13 protein-coding genes and 1 riboswitch are annotated in these 15,441 nt (G+C 71.9%); all 13 genes read right to left on the bottom strand.

Annotation, left to right across the window (positions count from 1 at the left end):
- Positions 1–27: 27 nt before the first annotated feature.
- Positions 28–471: a tRNA (adenosine(37)-N6)-threonylcarbamoyltransferase complex ATPase subunit type 1 TsaE gene (tsaE, locus tag VFR64_18385; protein ID HET9491705.1), complete on the bottom strand. Its 444-nt coding sequence runs from the start codon at positions 469–471 to the stop codon at positions 28–30.
- The gene (locus VFR64_18380; protein ID HET9491704.1) at positions 461–2,023 is read right to left on the bottom strand and encodes an NAD(P)H-hydrate dehydratase; all 1,563 of its coding nucleotides are present in this window, start codon (positions 2,021–2,023) and stop codon (positions 461–463) included. The genes tsaE and VFR64_18380 overlap by 11 nt, the downstream gene beginning before the upstream one ends.
- Positions 2,024–2,028: 5 nt before the next feature.
- Positions 2,029–2,502: a holo-ACP synthase gene (acpS, locus tag VFR64_18375; GenBank protein HET9491703.1), complete on the bottom strand. Its 474-nt coding sequence runs from the start codon at positions 2,500–2,502 to the stop codon at positions 2,029–2,031.
- The gene (gene glmM / locus VFR64_18370; protein HET9491702.1) at positions 2,499–3,851 is read right to left on the bottom strand and encodes a phosphoglucosamine mutase; all 1,353 of its coding nucleotides are present in this window, start codon (positions 3,849–3,851) and stop codon (positions 2,499–2,501) included. The genes acpS and glmM overlap by 4 nt, the downstream gene beginning before the upstream one ends.
- A gap of 55 nt (positions 3,852–3,906) precedes the next feature.
- Positions 3,907–4,803: a dihydropteroate synthase gene (gene folP / locus VFR64_18365; protein HET9491701.1), complete on the bottom strand. Its 897-nt coding sequence runs from the start codon at positions 4,801–4,803 to the stop codon at positions 3,907–3,909.
- A gap of 209 nt (positions 4,804–5,012) precedes the next feature.
- Positions 5,013–6,830, bottom strand: coding sequence for an ATP-dependent zinc metalloprotease FtsH (gene ftsH / locus VFR64_18360; GenBank protein ID HET9491700.1), 1,818 nt, complete (start codon positions 6,828–6,830; stop codon positions 5,013–5,015).
- Positions 6,831–6,887: 57 nt separating this feature from the next.
- Entirely contained in the window at positions 6,888–7,520 is a 633-nt protein-coding gene (locus VFR64_18355; protein ID HET9491699.1) for an SPOR domain-containing protein, read from the bottom strand.
- A complete protein-coding gene (gene argS, locus VFR64_18350; GenBank protein ID HET9491698.1) occupies positions 7,517–9,175 on the bottom strand; it encodes an arginine--tRNA ligase in 1,659 nt (552 codons plus the stop codon). Before argS ends, VFR64_18355 begins: the two co-directional genes overlap by 4 nt.
- 296 nt (positions 9,176–9,471) lie before the next feature.
- On the bottom strand, positions 9,472–9,879 hold the full coding sequence (locus VFR64_18345) for an energy transducer TonB (protein HET9491697.1): 408 nt from the start codon (positions 9,877–9,879) through the stop codon (positions 9,472–9,474).
- Between the two features lie 614 nt (positions 9,880–10,493).
- A complete protein-coding gene (locus VFR64_18340; protein HET9491696.1) occupies positions 10,494–12,434 on the bottom strand; it encodes a TonB-dependent receptor in 1,941 nt (646 codons plus the stop codon).
- Between the two features lie 47 nt (positions 12,435–12,481).
- A riboswitch (cobalamin riboswitch) is annotated at positions 12,482–12,656 on the bottom strand.
- A 39-nt stretch (positions 12,657–12,695) separates the two neighbouring features.
- Positions 12,696–13,532: an ABC transporter ATP-binding protein gene (locus tag VFR64_18335; GenBank protein ID HET9491695.1), complete on the bottom strand. Its 837-nt coding sequence runs from the start codon at positions 13,530–13,532 to the stop codon at positions 12,696–12,698.
- Positions 13,529–14,548 carry an iron ABC transporter permease gene (locus VFR64_18330; protein HET9491694.1) on the bottom strand — a complete coding sequence of 340 codons (1,020 nt, stop codon included), beginning with the start codon at positions 14,546–14,548 and terminating at the stop codon, positions 13,529–13,531. The genes VFR64_18335 and VFR64_18330 overlap by 4 nt, the downstream gene beginning before the upstream one ends.
- Positions 14,545–15,441, bottom strand: an 897-nt coding sequence (locus VFR64_18325) for a cobalamin-binding protein (protein ID HET9491693.1), incomplete at its 5' end; no start/stop codon positions are given. The genes VFR64_18330 and VFR64_18325, both read right to left, overlap by 4 nt.

The following is a 15,441-nucleotide window of genomic DNA, read 5'->3' as shown; positions in this document are numbered from 1 at the left end:
TCTGGTAGCCGCAGCCCGGGGGGCGCGTCAATGTCGCGCGTTCGATACGGAGGGCCGGCGCACGGTGATCTGTCGCGGCTCGTCGCCCACGCCGGCGATCTCCACGTGAATCGTGCGGGCGGGCAGCAGCGGGGCGAGCCGGTCGGCCCACTCGATGACCGTCACCCCCTCCTCGCCGAAGAGCTCGGGCAATCCCAGATCCATCAGCTCGCTGAGGCTCACCGTTCGAAACGCGTCGACGTGATGGACGGGCACGCGACCACGGTACTCGTTGATGAGCACGAAGGTCGGGCTCGTGGCCTGGGTGCGCACGCCGAGTCCGCGCGCCAGGCCCTGGACGAAACAGGTCTTGCCGGCTCCCAGCTCACCGGTCAGCGCGACGACGTCGCCAGGCTGAAGCGACTGTCCGAGGCGTTCCCCCACCGCTTCTGTCTCTCCCGGGCTCTCGGTGAGGATGCGCTCAACCGGCATGCCGGGACTGCAGTTCGACGAGCGCTTCGGGCAGCGCCGTGACGAGATCGCCGGCGATGAGGGCCTCCTGGCCCAGCCGGGCTGCGGCCAGGTCGCCAGCGCGCCCGTGCACGTACACGGCCGTCTGCAGCGCCGCCACCGGGGGCAGGCCGCGGGCCAGGAGGGCGCCGGCCATTCCCGTCAGCACGTCGCCGGTGCCGCCGCTCGCCATGCCGGGGTTTCCGGTGGGATTGATGTAGACCTCGCCGGACGGCGCCGCGACCAGACTGCCCGCGCCTTTGAGGACGACCCAGGCGCGATGCTCGCTCGCCAGGCGCCGGGCGACGCCGACACGGTCACGTTCCACCTCCGTCACCGTCGCGCCCAGCAGGCGGGCCATCTCCCCCGGGTGCGGAGTGAGACAACGCGCGGCCGGGGCAGTGTCGAGGGCGTCCAGGTGACCGGCGAGCGCGGTGAGGGCATCGGCGTCGACCACGACCGGGATCGTCAGCGTCCGCACGAGCTCGCGGGCCAGGGCCTGGGTGTCGGCATCGAGACCGAGGCCAGGGCCGATCGCCACCGCATCGCGTCCGGCCGCCAGCTCGGCGATGGCATCGACGGCTTTGAGCGCTACCGAGTGTGCCGCCGTCTCGGGCAGCGCCGCGGTCATCGCCTCCAGCACCAGCCCCGCGACCACCGGCTGCTGGCTCGCCGCGGTGGCGACGGTGACCAGCCCGGCGCCGCTGCGGAGCGCCCCGCCAGCGGCCAGCGCCGCCGCTCCCGTCTTGCCGAGCGAGCCGGCGACGATGAGGACATGGCCCAGCGTGCCCTTGTGAGCCGAGCGGGAACGCGGCGGCAGCTGTCGCGCCACGTCGCTGGCCTCGAGCAGGAAGGTCGAGACGCCTCGGCCCACCTCGGCCGCCGGAACGCCGATGTCGACGACCTCAACCCGGCCTGCGAAGTCCACGCCCGGCCCGGTCACCAGTCCCTGCTTGAGCCCGGCGAAGGTGACGGTGAGCGTAGCCCGGACCGCGGGCCCCGCCGGCGGCCCGCCGTCGGCCGGCAGACCGGAGGGCACGTCGAGGGCGACGATCGGACGACCGGCGGCGTTCATCGCCCCGATGATGGCCGCGATCGGCGCCTCGGGCGCCCCCCGCGCCCCGGTGCCGAGCAACGCATCGACGACGAGATCGACGCCACGCAAGGCGTCGACGAGGCGGGCCACGTCCGTCACCAGGGCGGGCCGCCCGCCGCTGCGGCGGAGCGCAGTCAGCTTCAGCGCGGCATCGCCGGCGATCTCGTCGGGAGGGAAGGCGAGCCAGACCTCAGGCCTCAGGCCCCGAGCCTTGAGCCAGCGGGCGACGACGAAGCCGTCGCCGGCGTTACCTCCCTTGCCGCAGACGACGGCGACACGCGCCCGGCGGCCGACACCGAGCGCCGGCGCGACGGCGAGGATCGCCCGCCCTGCCCCGCGGCCGGCGTTCTCCATCAGGACCGCGCTGGGGATGCCCAGCTCGGCGATGGCGCGCCGGTCCAGCCGCCGCATCTCCTCCGCCGTAAACACCGGCAGCACCGCCGCTACCTCGCGTCGGGACCAGGCGCCGCTCGAGCGCCGGCTCCACCGGCGCCTCCGGTCCTGGGGGAGGATTCGGAGGGGGCCGTCGAGGCCCCCTCCGAGAGGAGTACCGCCTGGGCCATGGCGTAGTCGCCGTCGTGCGTGAGGGCCAGGAGCATGCGGTCACCGCCACGAGCCCGGCCGATCTCGCGTGAGCGTCCCGACAGCACGAGCACCGGGGCCTGCCCACGTTCCCGCCGGACCTCCAGCTCACGCCAGCGGATGCCCAGGCGCAATCCCGTGCCCAGCGCCTTGAGTCCTGCCTCTTTGGCGGCGAAGCGCGCGGCGAAGTGGGGCACGGGATCCCGGCGCGCCCGGCAGTAGGCGATCTCGTCGTCGGTGAAGACCCGAGTCAGGAAGCGCTCCTGCCACCGCTCGATCACGGCGCGCAACCGCGGCGTGTGCACCAGATCGACGCCGATGCCCTTGACGCTCACGCGACGCCGATGTGCGCGCGGATCAGGCCGGCGAGCTCGTCGGCCATGGCCCGGATGCGATCGCCGTCCGCACCTTCGATCATCACGCGGGCCAGCGCCTCGGTGCCGGAGTAGCGGATGAGGATACGGCCGTCGCCGTTCATCTCCGCCTCGAACGCGCGCAACCGGTCCTCCAGCCCGGCCACGGTTTCCATCGGGGGCTTGGCTCGCACGGGCACGTTGACGAGAACCTGGGGATACTTGCGCAGGCACTCGGACAACGACGCCAGGGACAGCCCGGTCTCGCGCATGACGGTCAACAGCGCCAGGGCGGAGAGGATACCGTCACCGACCGGAGCGTAGTCGAGAAAGAGCAGGTGTCCCGACTGCTCGCCGCCCAGGTTGGCGCCCCGGCGCTGCATCTCCTCGGCCACGTAGCGGTCGCCGACCTGAGTCTTCACGACCGCGATGCCCGCCGCGCGTAGCGCCTCGTCGAGACCGAGGTTGGCCATGACCGTGGTGACGACCACGTTGCCCTTCAGGCGTCCACGCGCGGCGAGGTGCCGGCCGGCGATGGCGAGGACGAAATCGCCGTCACGAATCTCGCCGCGATCGTCGACGGACATCAGGCGGTCGCCGTCGCCGTCGAACGCGAACCCGACGCTCGCCCCCACTGCGCGCACCTTGCGCTGGAGCGTTTCCGGGTGCAGGGCTCCCGATCTGGCGTTGATGTTCGTGCCGTCTGGCCGAGCGCCGATGGCGACCACCTTGGCGCCCAGACGACGGAAGATGCGCGGCGCCACGCGGTACGTGGCGCCGTGGGCGCAGTCCAGGGCGACGGTCATCCCCCCCAGGTCCAGGGGGAAGGCCCGGCAGAGAAAATCCACGTAGTACGCCTCGGCACGGCCGTAGGTGACGTGGCGCCCGATTTCCCCACCGCTGGCGCGTGGCGCCCGGTCCGGCCCGTCGAGCCCGGTCTCGATCGCCTCCTCCCAGGCGTCGGGGAACTTGGTGCCCTCCGAGGAGAACAGCTTGATCCCGTTGTCCTGGAACGGGTTGTGGGAGGCCGAGAGCACGATTCCACCGTCCGCGTCCAGGCCCCGGGTGAGCAGCGCGATGGCGGGCGTCGGCATGACGCCCACGGCGAAGCAGTCGCCCCCGGCACTGAGCACTCCGGCGGCCAGCGCCGCCTCCAGCAGCGGCCCGGACCGGCGCGTGTCGCGGCCGATGACCAGACGCACGTGGCTCACTTGTCGCTCGACCAGCAGCGTCGCCACCAGCTGGCGGCCCACGCGATAGGCCAGCTCGGGGGTCAGGGGCGGCTCGTTGGCGACACCTCGGATCCCGTCGGTCCCGAAGAGACGGCTCATGGGGTGACCCGGACCTTCCTCGATTCTGATTGTAAGACGAGGACCGCGAACGGCCTCAGGATGTTGCGGCGAGCCGCGCCCGGCGCACCCGTTCGGCCACCCTGACGGCGTCCACGGTCTCGGCGACGTCGTGGGTCCTGATGAGGGCCGCCCCCTCCAGCACCGCCACGGCGGTCGCCGCCAGCGAGCCGGCCAGCCGGCGGGCCGGCTCCTCCCGCCCCGTGATAGCGCCCAGAAATGACTTACGGGACACGGCGAGACCCAGGGGACGCCCGAGGGCGCTCAGCCCGGACAGGCCGGCCAGGACGTGAACGTCCCACTCGTGCCAGGACACCGCTTCCCCGCGGAAGAACCCGATGCCGGGATCGAGCACGACGTCGTCTTCCGGGATGCCCGTGGCGCGGGCCCGGGCCAGCGCTTGCTCGAGCAGTCGCGCGACCCGGGCCACGGGATCAACGCCGGGCCCTGGCGTGTCGATGGAAGAGGAAGGCCCGCGCCCGGGGCGCTCGGGGGACGCCATCAGGATGACCGCGGCGCCGCGCGCGCGGAGGAGCGCCCCCATTCGGGGGTCGCGCAGGCCGCTCACGTCGTTGATGACCCGGGCGCCCGCGTCTAGCGCCGCGGCCGCCGGCCCGGCTCGAGCGGTGTCCGCGGACACCGGGACGGGTACCGCGGGCGCGACGGCCTCGATGGCGCGAGCCAGCCGCTCGCGCTCCTCGGCTTCGCCGAGCGTGTCGGGGAGATAGGGGGCCGTCGAGCGGGCGCCCACGTCGATCAGCGCGGCCCCCGCCCGCACCATGTCGCCGGCGGCACGGACGAGCTCGTCCCGGCCGCGCCGGATCGACCCCCCGTAAAAGGATTCCGGGCTGACGTTGAGCACGCCCATGATGACCACGGGATGCTCGCCACCGACGGGCACACCAGCCAGCCAGGCCACGCCCGAAGTGCTCACGCGATCCGGGGCGCGCGGCGGTAAGGAGCATCAGGGGCCGCCGAGCTCAGGGCGTCGAGGCGGGGTGAGCGGGGACTCGTGTGAGACCCGTATCTTCTGGGTGTCGTGTCGATTCCGGGCATCCATCGTGGCCCCCGGACAGGCGCAGCGTGGTGTCGGGCAGCGTGGTCGAGCACGAGTCCCCGCTCACCCCGCCTCGACGACCGTGATCAGGCCGGGGCGGGAGCCTCCGAGAACGGTCGCGTGCGGAGGATGCGCGCGATCTCCTCACCGTCCAGCGACTCCCGCTCGAGGAGCGCGCGGGCCAGGGCGTGGAGCTTCTCGATGTTCTCCTCGAGGATCTGCCGGGCCCGGACGGCGCAGTCCACGACGATCCGCTTGATCTCGGCATCGATCATCAGGGCGGTGTCCTCGCTGTAGTCCTTCTGCCGGGCGACCTCGCGGCCCAGGAAGATGTGCTCCTCGTTCTTGCCGAAGGTCAGCGGCCCGAGGCGGTCGGACATCCCCCACTCGCACACCATCTTGCGGGCCATCTCGGTGGCCTTCTCCAAATCGTCGCCGGCGCCCGTGGTCTGCTGGTTGAGCACGATCTCCTCGGCCGCGCGGCCGCCGAGCAGGATGGTGATCCGGTTGATGAGGTACTCCCGCGAGTAGTTGTACTTGTCGTCGAGCGGCAGCTGCTGGGTGAGGCCCAGGGCCCGCCCGCGCGGGATGATGGTGACCTTGTGCACGGGATCCGTGCCGGGCAGGAAATCGGCGACCAGCGCGTGACCGGCCTCGTGGTAGGCGATCGTGCGCTTCTCGGTGTCGCTGATGATCATGGAGCGGCGCTCCACTCCCATCAGAACCTTGTCTTTGGCGTTCTCGAAGTCGAGCATCTCGACGAACTTCTTGTTCTGACGAGCGGCCAGCAGGGCCGCCTCGTTGACCAGGTTGGCGAGATCGGCGCCGGAGAACCCCGGGCTGCCGCGGGCCAGGACCTTGAGCTCCACATCGGGCGCCAGCGGGATGCGCCGGGCATGAACCCGCAGGATCTCCTCGCGACCCTTCACGTCCGGCCGCGGCACCACGACCTGCCGATCGAAGCGCCCGGGGCGCAGGAGCGCCGGGTCCAGCACGTCGGGACGGTTGGTGGCCGCGATCAGGATGACGCCCTCGTTGGTCTCGAAGCCGTCCATCTCGACGAGGAGCTGGTTGAGCGTCTGCTCGCGCTCGTCGTGGCCGCCGCCCAGGCCCGCCCCGCGGTGCCGGCCCACGGCGTCGATCTCGTCCATGAAGATGATGCAGGGCGCGTGCTTCTTGCCCTGCTCGAACAGGTCGCGCACCCGTGAGGCGCCGACCCCCACGAACATCTCCACGAAATCCGACCCGGAGATCGAGAAGAACGGCACGTTGGCTTCGCCGGCGATGGCCTTGGCCAGGAGCGTCTTGCCGGTGCCCGGGGGGCCGACGAGGAGAACGCCCTTGGGGATCTTGCCCCCGAGCTTCTGGAACTTCTGCGGATCCTTCAGGAAGTCGATGATCTCGCGCAGCTCTTCCTTGGCCTCGTCGACCCCGGCCACGTCCGCGAAGGTGACCTTGTTGTGCTTCTCGGAGATCAGCCGGGCCCGGGCCTTGCCGAAGGACAGCGCCTTGGCCCCGCCACCCTGCATCTGGCGCATGAAGAAGATCCACACGCCGATGAACAGCAGCATGGGCACCCACTGGAGAAAGATCGCATACCAGGGATTGGAGTCCGGAGGCTTCACGGCGATTCGCACGCCGCGCTCGCGGAGCATCTTGATCAGGTCCGGGTAGTCGACGATGTACGTGCGGTGTGTCTGGCTGCTATCCCTGAGGGTATAGGTCACCAGGTTGCCGCGGATGACCACGGAGTCGACCCGCCCTTGCTCGACCGCGCGCAGGAACTCCGAGAAATTGGGCTGCTCGTGCCCGCTCTGCTGCGCGCCCTGGAAGACGGTGAACAGGAGGATGACGATGAGGCCGATCACCATCCAGAGCGCGAGGTTTTTGTAGACCTGATTCATGCGGGCTCAATTATAGCACCGGGCGTACCGTCGCTGGGGCGCCGACCCCCCGCGTGCTCAGCGAGCGGTGACGAAGGTCGTCAGCCGCCGCTCGGCGGCCAGGCGCCGGGCCGCCTCCTGGGCGTTGTCGCGCGTGGGGTACGTGCCGACCCGCACGCGATAGCGCGCCCCGTTCGGCCCCTGGATCTCGGAGACGTAGGCGTCGTAGCCACCCTTGACGAGGGCCTGGCGCATGTTCTCGGCCTGCGGGCGTGTGCGGAAGGCGGCGACCTGGATGGTGAACCGCGGGCGGGGCAGCTCCGGCCCGGCCATTCGCCGGGTCGCCACCGCCGGTAGGGGATCGCGCTCGCGCGCCGGCGGCCGGGGCGTCTCGGGACTGGCGGGCTCCGGCGCAGCCAGGGGGGATGGTCGCGGCCGCGACCGCGGCGGCAGCGGCTGCGGCGGCAGCGGCGCCCGCAGATCCTGGTAGAAGCTGAGCACCGGAGCGGGCGGCCGCTCGGGTTGGGCCACCCGGCGCGTGTCCGGCTCGGGTCGCGGAGCGGGGACACCGCCCAGCGACGGCAACAGGCGCGGCCAGTGACGCCCCGCCAGCACGCCGGCGAGGAAGACGAAGCCGACCACGACCACGAAGCCGACGAGGACGAGGGCGGACGCCGTCTGGCTGCCCCACGTCGGCTCGCGCCGCCTCACATGCTCTCCGGGGCGCTCACGCCGAGCAGCTCGAGCCCATGGCGCAGCACCTCGCCCACGGCGGTGCAGAGCGCTAGTCGGGCGAACATGAGCCGCTCGTCGGCCTGGATCACGCGGTGAGCTTTGTAGTACGGATGAAAGAGCCCGGCCAGCTCGTAGAGCCAGTAGGCGACGCGGTGGGGCTCCAGCGCGCGGGCCGCCCCGGCCACGACGTCGGGCAGCTGCACCAGTCGCTTCATCAGGGCCAGCTCCTCGCCCGCGCGCAGGACCTCGAGGTCCACCGCGCTCCAGGGCGGCACCTGGATCCCCTGCTCGGCCAGCTGCTTTTCGATCGAGCGGATGCGGGCGTGGGCGTACTGGACGTAGTAGACGGGATTCTCGGCGGACTGGCGCGTGGCGACGGCGAGGTCGAACTCGAGCGGGCTGTCGTGACGGCGGGTCAGGAACGTGAAGCGGGCGGCATCGCGCCCGACCTCCTCCAGCAGCTCCTCCATCAAGACGAACTCTCCCCGGCGCTTGGACATGCGCACCGGCTGGCCATCGCGCAGCAGCGTCACGAGCTGGACGATCAGGACCTCGAAGGCCTGGGGCGGATGGCCCAGGGCCTCCATGGCCGCCCGCAGCCTCGGCACGTAGCCGTGGTGGTCGGGCCCGAAGAGGTCGATCACGCGGTCGGCGCCCGGGAACTTCAGGTAGTGGTGGTTCGCCACGTCGACGGCGAAGTACGTCACCTCGCCGTTGGAGCGCCGCAGCACGCGGTCCTTGTCGTCGCCGAACTCGGGCGATCGGAACCACAGGGCGCCCTCGTGCTCGTGGGTGAGGCCCCGGGAGGCCAGCTCGTCGAGCGCCTTCTCGGACAGGTGGCGGTCGCGCACGTCGCGCTGCTCGGACGTCCAGCAGTCGAACTCCACGCCGTACGCGCGCAGGACGGCCCGCTGCTGCTCGACGATCCGGGCCACCACCCAGCGCCCCAGGTGCTCCACGCGCCGGTCGGCCGGCAGCTCGGCGGGCGGGGCGCCGCCCTCGCGCAGATAGTCGGCGGCCAGATCCACGAGGTACTCGCCGGGATAGCCGTTCTCGGGCAGCGGGGCCGCCTCGCCCAGCGCCTGCCGGACCCGCGCCTCGAACGACCGCGCCAGGGCTTCGAACTGCGTGCCCGCGTCGTTCACGTAATACTCGGTCGTCACCCGCGCGCCCTGAGCCCGGAGCAGCCGCGCCAGCGCGTCGCCGATGGCGGCGGCCCGCGCGTTCACGATGACCAGCGGCCCGGTCGGGTTCGCCGAGACGAACTCCAGGCGCACGCGCCGGTCACGGAAGCTCTCGCCCCGCACGAAGCCCACGCCGAGGCTCAGGATGTCGCGGAGCGCAGCCGCGCACCACGCGGGCGCCAGCACGACGTTGAGAAACCCGGGGCCGGCGACTTCGATCCGCTCGACCTCGGACAGCGGCGGGAAGTGCCGGACGATCTGCTCGGCGATCTGCCGGGGCGGTCGCCGCGCCGCCCTGGCGAGCGTCATCGCGGTGTTCGTCGCGTAGTCGCCATGCTCGGCCTGGCGGGGCACTTCCCACAGGCAAGCGTCCGGCTCGGGCAGCCCCGCTGCGGCGAGCGCCGTCTTCACTCCTTCGGTCAACCGCTCGGTGATGCTCCTCGACATCGCCCCCGCCAGAACCAAAATCGCCGCCAGTGGCGGCGATCACGCCACATGATACCGGCGGCACCCGGGCGTGCCGAAAAAAAAGCCCGCTTGTTTTCGCCGGCTTCGCCGCGTTCTGCGGGCACGCAGGACGGAGCACGCTCACCTCGTCCGGGCGGAGCCCCATCTGCCCGCGAGGCCTGCTCGACCGGCGCGAGCTCCGCTGGCCAGGGGCGCATGGCTGACGCCGCACCGAACGAGGTTGAGTTATTCAGCACTCTACGAGCCGTAACTATCTGTCGGATATTCTCTTCTGCTCACTCGAGCTGGAAGACTACTGGCAGGCGAACACGGAGCGGACGGGCGGGCACGTTCGGGGGGAACCGCTGCGCTCGCAGCTCTTGCACCGTTTCGACGGCCGCATCGTCGAGCAGCGAGTGCGACGACGAGTGCACGACCTTGACGTCGCTGATGACTCCGCTCGGCAAGACCGTGAGCTCGATGGTGACGGCGCCGGTGAGACCGCGGCGGCGAGCTGCGGGCGGATAGCGTAGCGCCTCGTGGATGCGCTGACGCAGTCCGGCCAGATAGTCTCTGTAGACGCCCGGCAGCGCTTCACCGCCCTCGCCGGTCGGAGAGCCCCGGGCCAGCCCCTGCTCCGAGGGACTCGCATCACTGGCGTCATCGTGTGCCTCCCGTCCGGTGCGGTCGTGGCCGACCGCCACACTGTCGCTTGCTGGAGAGGCAGCGGTTTCGCTGGCAGCGGTCTCTGCGGCGGCAGCGGGATCGCCGCCCGCTCTCTCCGGCGGCGCTGGCGAGGCCTGGCGTGCCGGGCCGGCGTCGGCAGACGCCACGCTGCGTGACGCCAATTCCGGCTCCACCGGCGCGGCGGCGGGCAGAGCCGCTGGTGGCGGCGAGACCTCTGGCCCAGTCGGCGGACGCTCCGGCGCGGGCAACGGAGCTCGCTGCGGAACAGGCTCGAGCTCGCGCCGTTCGGGCGCGGGCGGCTCGGGTGGCGAAGACGGGACAGGCGCCTCGGGTACCGTCGCCCTGGGCGGCGCGGATGCGACCTGCGGGCGCTCCTCCACTACCGGGACCGTCGACGACGACGCCGTGCTCTGCCGGCGGATTGCCGCAGGGGCGCGCGATGGCTTCGACGCGGACGTGGACATCGCCGCGGTCGGCTGCCGCTCGCCCACGTCGGACGCCGTGAGGTCGACGAAGAGCGCAGGGAGCAGCTCGCTGCGCGGCAACACAGCCAACGCAGCGGTCACCAGGACGACGTGGAGCAGGAGCGAGGTCACCAGCCCGCGCAACGGTCGTCGGCTCACGCCCGAGCTCAGTAGCGCGCCTGCAGCCCGGCGAGGAAGTTGATGCCCGGTGCCGGGAAGCCGAGCACCTCCATGTAATCCTCGTCGGTGACGTTGTTCACGCGCACGGTGAGGTCGAGTGCCGGGGCCGTGCCCCGCCGGGGCGCGATCCGCCAGACTCCCCCCACGTCGATGCGGTGGTGGCCAGGATTGCTCGGCAGGCCTTCCTGCTCGAACTGGCTCGACACCACCTGGGCCTCGGCGAAGAGGCTCACCGTGTTGACCGGCTCCCAGGTGAGGCCAGCCGTGTAGCGATGGCGGGGAAAGCGGCGCAGCGGCCGGTTCGTGGCGAGATCCTCCGTGTCCGTGTAGGTGTAGCCCCCGGACAGCGTCAGCGTGTCGAGGAGGTCGACGGCGACGGAGACCTCGAGCCCCTCCGTCCGGGCCCGACCGACGTTGATCGGGCAGCCGAACGGGTTGCCGGGCGGGCACTGCGATGCGTCGAACGTGAGCTGGATCAGGTTGCGGAAATGGTTGTGGAAGTAGGTGGCGCCGAGCCGGACGCGGTCACGCCACAACCGCTGGTCGACGCCGGCGTCCCAGCTCTCGCTGCGCTCGGGCTCCAGGTCGGGGTTGGCGAAGCCCGGAAAGAACAGATCGTTGATCGTGGGCGCCCGGAACCCCTCGCCCCAGGTTCCCCGGAGTTTGGTGCCGGTCTCGCGGATCAGGAGCACGGCTGAGGCGCGGTCGGTGGCGACGTCGCCGAAGCTGCTGTGATCGTCCCAGCGGCGCCCGGCGGACAGGATCAGCCGGTCGAACAGGCGCAGCTCGTCCTGCACGAACCACGAGGTGGTGTGCAGGCGCTCGTCGAGCTCCGTCGCGAAGCCGCCGCTGACCGAGTCGATCGTGCCGGATTCGGTCTGGTACTCGCCGCCCACCGTCAGCGTGTTCCACTTCCCGGCGTGCCAGGCGGTGACGACCTCGACCTCCTGGCGGTTGGTGTCGATCCGGGAGCGGGTCGCGCCGAAGAGGAGGTCCTGGTTGCCGGCCGCCGCGTCCTCCGGCGTCGCCGGATCCCGGAAGGTGAGCCAGTTCCAGAACACGCCGTAGCGGGCCCGCGCCTCGAACCAGGCGACGGGCTTGTGGGTCCACTCCAGCGCCAGGGTGAGGGTGTCGCTGTCCTGGTCGGCGTTGGGATCGAGCAGGAAGAACGGGCTCTGAGGCGTCGGCGTGAGCCCGTCGAGGGGCAGCTCCGACGCCGTGCTGGTGTAGCGGGAGCTCACCCCGAGGTGGCCGTCGCGAGGCAAGGTCAGGCCGAGCCGGGTGCTCACGGCCCCCTGCTCGGTGGCGTCGTTGGGCAATTGCCCCTGGCTGGCGAACCAGGAGCCGCCCAGCGAGTAATCGAAGATCCCCGCGCTGCCGCTGAAGCCGGCGCGCTCCCGATGGGTGTCGTCGTTGCCGGCCTCCAGGGAGGCGTAGCTCGAGAAGGGACCGCGGCCGCGCTTGGTGATGATGTTGACGACGCCACCGATGGCGTCGGCGCCGTAGATGGTGGACTGTGGCCCCCGCACGACCTCGATGCGCTCGATCTGGTCGATGGCGATATCGGCCAGCTCGACCAGGCCGGCGGTCGGGCTCTTCGCCCGGACGCCGTCCACCAGGACCTGCACCTGCTGGGGTGTGGCACCCCGGATGCGGAGGGTCGTGGTCTTGCCGAGTGTCCCCGAGCGCTGGACGTCGACGCCGGGCACGTGCCGGAGCGCATCCCCGACGGTCTCCCACCGATAGGCGCGGATGTCGTCCTCGCTGATGACGGTGACGGCAGCGCCCAGGCGCTCCGACGGCGTCTCGATCTTGGTGGCGGTCACGACGACCGGCTCCAGCTTCGTCTCCTCCTGGCCCTGGGCCGGCATGGCCAGGGCCGCCGCCACGACGGGTCCGATCACGATGGCTCCCACCCTGCGCTTCATGCTTCACTCCTTTTCCGCGAAAGGGGTTCGAAGCAGCTCCCCGGGCGGGTCTCCTGACTCGTGGATCGTCGCGTCCGCCCCACCTTCCCATCGCGCCTCCGTCGTCCTCGACGACGTGACGTCCGACAGTGGCTCCGCGCGCGCGGAACGGGACGGCGCTCCCCACTCACAGTGGCGGGACCGTGCCGGCCTCGGCCCGGGGTCGGGCCTCACCGGCTTCCCTCACCTCGGGGTATGTCGATTGGCTCTAGAGCGCGCCGCTCACCTCCCCTCGCGGCCGGCGCGTGAGGGCGCCGGCGCCCACGCCACCTGCACCACCGGGCGCCCCGTCACGGCATGGCGGTCGACGACCACCGGGCACCCGTAGACGGCCGTCAGCAGCTCCTCCGCCAGCACGCTGGCGGGCTGGCCGAGCCGGGCCACGCGCCCCTCGCTCATGAGGAGCAGACGGTCGGACACCTCGGCGGCCAGGTTGAGATCGTGCGACACGAGGAGCACGCTCACGCCGCGCTGGCGATTGACCGAGCGCAGCAGCGCCGCGCATTCCGCTTGATAGCGCAGGTCGAGGTGCGCGGTGGGCTCGTCCAGCACCAGCAACCGGGGCTCCTGAGCCAGGGCCCGCGCCAGCGCAACGCGCTGGCGCTCGCCACCGCTCAGGCTCTGCATGGGGGCCTGGGCCAGGTCGGCGACCCCGGTGATGTCCATGGCGGCGCGCGCGACCGCGACATCGGCCGCGGTCTCGAAGAAGCGGTGCGGGGCGTGAGGATAACGGCCCATGAGCACGACCTGCTCCACGGTGAAGGGCAGCGCCTGCGGGACGTCCTGCGGAACCACCGCCACGTGGCGCGCCAGCTCGCCGCGCGCGAGGCGGCGCAGCGAGGTCCCGTCCAGGCGGATGTCGCCCGCGGTGGGCTCCAGGACCCGGGTCAGGAGGCGGATCAGCGTCGTCTTGCCGGCGCTGTTGGGGCCGATCACGCCGAGAAGCTCGCCGGGCGCGAGGGTGAACGTGATCCCCGACAGGCCGAAGGGGCGCGCCCGCCGGCGCCGCTCCGCGGCGTACGCGAAATCGACGCCGACGACGTCCAGCCGCGCGCTCACAGGCTGCCGCGCGGGCGCGAGCGCAGGAGATAGACGAAGACCGGCGCGCCGCAGAACGAGGTGATGACGCCGACCGAGAGCTCGGCGGGAGCGACGACGTTGCGGGCCAGCGTGTCGGCGGCGAGCAGGAAGGCGCCCCCGGCCACCAGGGCGGCGGGCGTCAGCACCCGATTGTCCGGCCCCAGGACGAGCCGCAGCGCGTGGGGCACCACGAGCCCGACGAAGCCGATGGGGCCGGCGAACGCGACGACGCTAGCGGTGAGCAGCGCCGAGCCCACGAAGATCCGGATCTTGAGCCGCTCGGCGTGGACCCCCAGCTGTAGCGCGGCCTCCTCGCCCAATGCGAGCAGGTTCAGCTCGCGGGCCCGGCCGGCGATCAGCCCGAACCCCAGAGCAGCCAGGGCCGCGAACACGCCCAGCGGCGCCGGCGCGATCGGGCTGATGTTGCCGAGCAGCCAGTGCACGATGCCCCCGAGGCGGTTGACGTCGAGCAGGGAGGTCAGCACGGTGGTGGCCGAGGCGAAGAAGATGCCGACGATCACGCCGGCCAGCAGCAGCGTATGTACGGGCAGGCCGCCGCCGATGGAAGCGATGAGGTAGACGGCGACGCCGGCCAGCAGCGCTCCGGCGAATCCGAACAGGGTGAGGCGGACGGCCTCGGCCACGACTCCCCCGCCCGTGCTCACGAGCTGTGCGATGACCACGCCGAAGGCGGCGCCACTCGACACCCCCAGCACGGAAGGCTCGGCCAGGGGGTTGCGGGTGAGGGCCTGGAAGCCGACGCCGGCGACCGCGAGCGCGGCGCCGGCCAGGACGGCCGCGGCGATGCGGGGCAGGCGCAGGCTGAGGATCACCACGCTGGCCGTCGAAGCCGGATCGGCACGGCCCGCCAGGACCTCCGCGACGGCGCCCGGCCTGAGCCGAGCGCTTCCCACGAGCACGGCGAGGGCCGCCACCGCCAGGAGGGCGGCGGTGAGCACGGCGAGCGCCAGCAGGAGCCGGCCCCGATGGCTCATGGAAACGTCTCGGGATGGAGCAGCCGGGCCAGGTGCTCCAGGCCATCGACGATCCGCGGCCCGTAGCGATGCAGGAGATTGCCGTCCACGGCGTGGATGCGTCCGGCCTGGACGGCGGGCAGCTGGCTCAGCGCCTCCCACTTGGCACGAGGCAGCGGCCCCGAGCCGGTGCCGTGGCGAGCGAGCAGGATGACCTCGGGGGCCCGCACGACGGCCGCCTCCATGCTGAAGCGCGGATAGTCGCTCGGCTCGCTGGCGGTGATGCTTTCCCCCCCGGCCAGCCGGATCAGCTCGGTCACGATCGCGTCCCGGCCGGGAACGAGGAGCGGCTCGGGCCAGAGGACGTAGAGCACCCGAGGCCGGGGGCGACCGCGCACCGCCCGGGTGACGGCGTCGACACGCGCCTGCAGCCTCGCCGTGAGCGCCGCCACGGCGCTCTCGCGCCCGACGAGCTGGCCGACCCGCGCGGTGACCTGCATGACGTCGTCGAACCGGTTGGCCCGCACCAGGTAGACGGGGATCCCGAGGCGGCGGAGCTGATCGAACGTCTCCTGGCGATTACCAGAGTCGGTGGCCACGACGAGATCGGGACGCAGCGCGACGATGGTCTCCAGGCTGGGCGCGACCATTCCCCCCACGCTGGGCTTGTGCCGCGCCTCGGGCGGGAAATCGCAGTAGTCGGTGACGCCGACGAGACGATCGTGCGCGCCCAGCGCGAACACCAGCTCGGTCACGCTGGGAACCAGCGAGACGATGCGCGAGGGCGGTGCGGCGAGCACGATGTCTCGTCCCAGCATGTCGACGAAGGTCAGCGCGGCCGCCGACCCGGGGATGCCGAGCACCCAGATGAGGGCGAGCAGCACCGTGATAGCATCGCAGCGCGCATGCCCCGC

It is taken from the genome of Candidatus Methylomirabilota bacterium (assembly GCA_035709005.1).
In the GTDB taxonomy this organism is placed as follows: Bacteria; Methylomirabilota; Methylomirabilia; order Rokubacteriales; family CSP1-6; genus 40CM-4-69-5.
Note: the sequence above shows the minus strand (reverse complement) of the source record. Positions and strands in the feature narration are given on the sequence as shown.

What these genes read in the sequence shown, in the direction of transcription:
- tsaE (HET9491705.1), bottom strand. Translation starts at nt 471, where the DNA reads ATGCCGGTTGAGCGCATCCTCACCGAGAGCCCGGGAGAGACAGAAGCG.
- glmM (HET9491702.1), bottom strand. Translation starts at nt 3,851, where the DNA reads ATGAGCCGTCTCTTCGGGACCGACGGGATCCGAGGTGTCGCCAACGAG.
- ftsH (HET9491700.1), bottom strand. Translation starts at nt 6,830, where the DNA reads ATGAATCAGGTCTACAAAAACCTCGCGCTCTGGATGGTGATCGGCCTC.
- argS (HET9491698.1), bottom strand. Translation starts at nt 9,175, where the DNA reads ATGTCGAGGAGCATCACCGAGCGGTTGACCGAAGGAGTGAAGACGGCG.
- VFR64_18340 (HET9491696.1), bottom strand. Translation starts at nt 12,434, where the DNA reads ATGAAGCGCAGGGTGGGAGCCATCGTGATCGGACCCGTCGTGGCGGCG.
- VFR64_18330 (HET9491694.1), bottom strand. Translation starts at nt 14,548, where the DNA reads ATGAGCCATCGGGGCCGGCTCCTGCTGGCGCTCGCCGTGCTCACCGCC.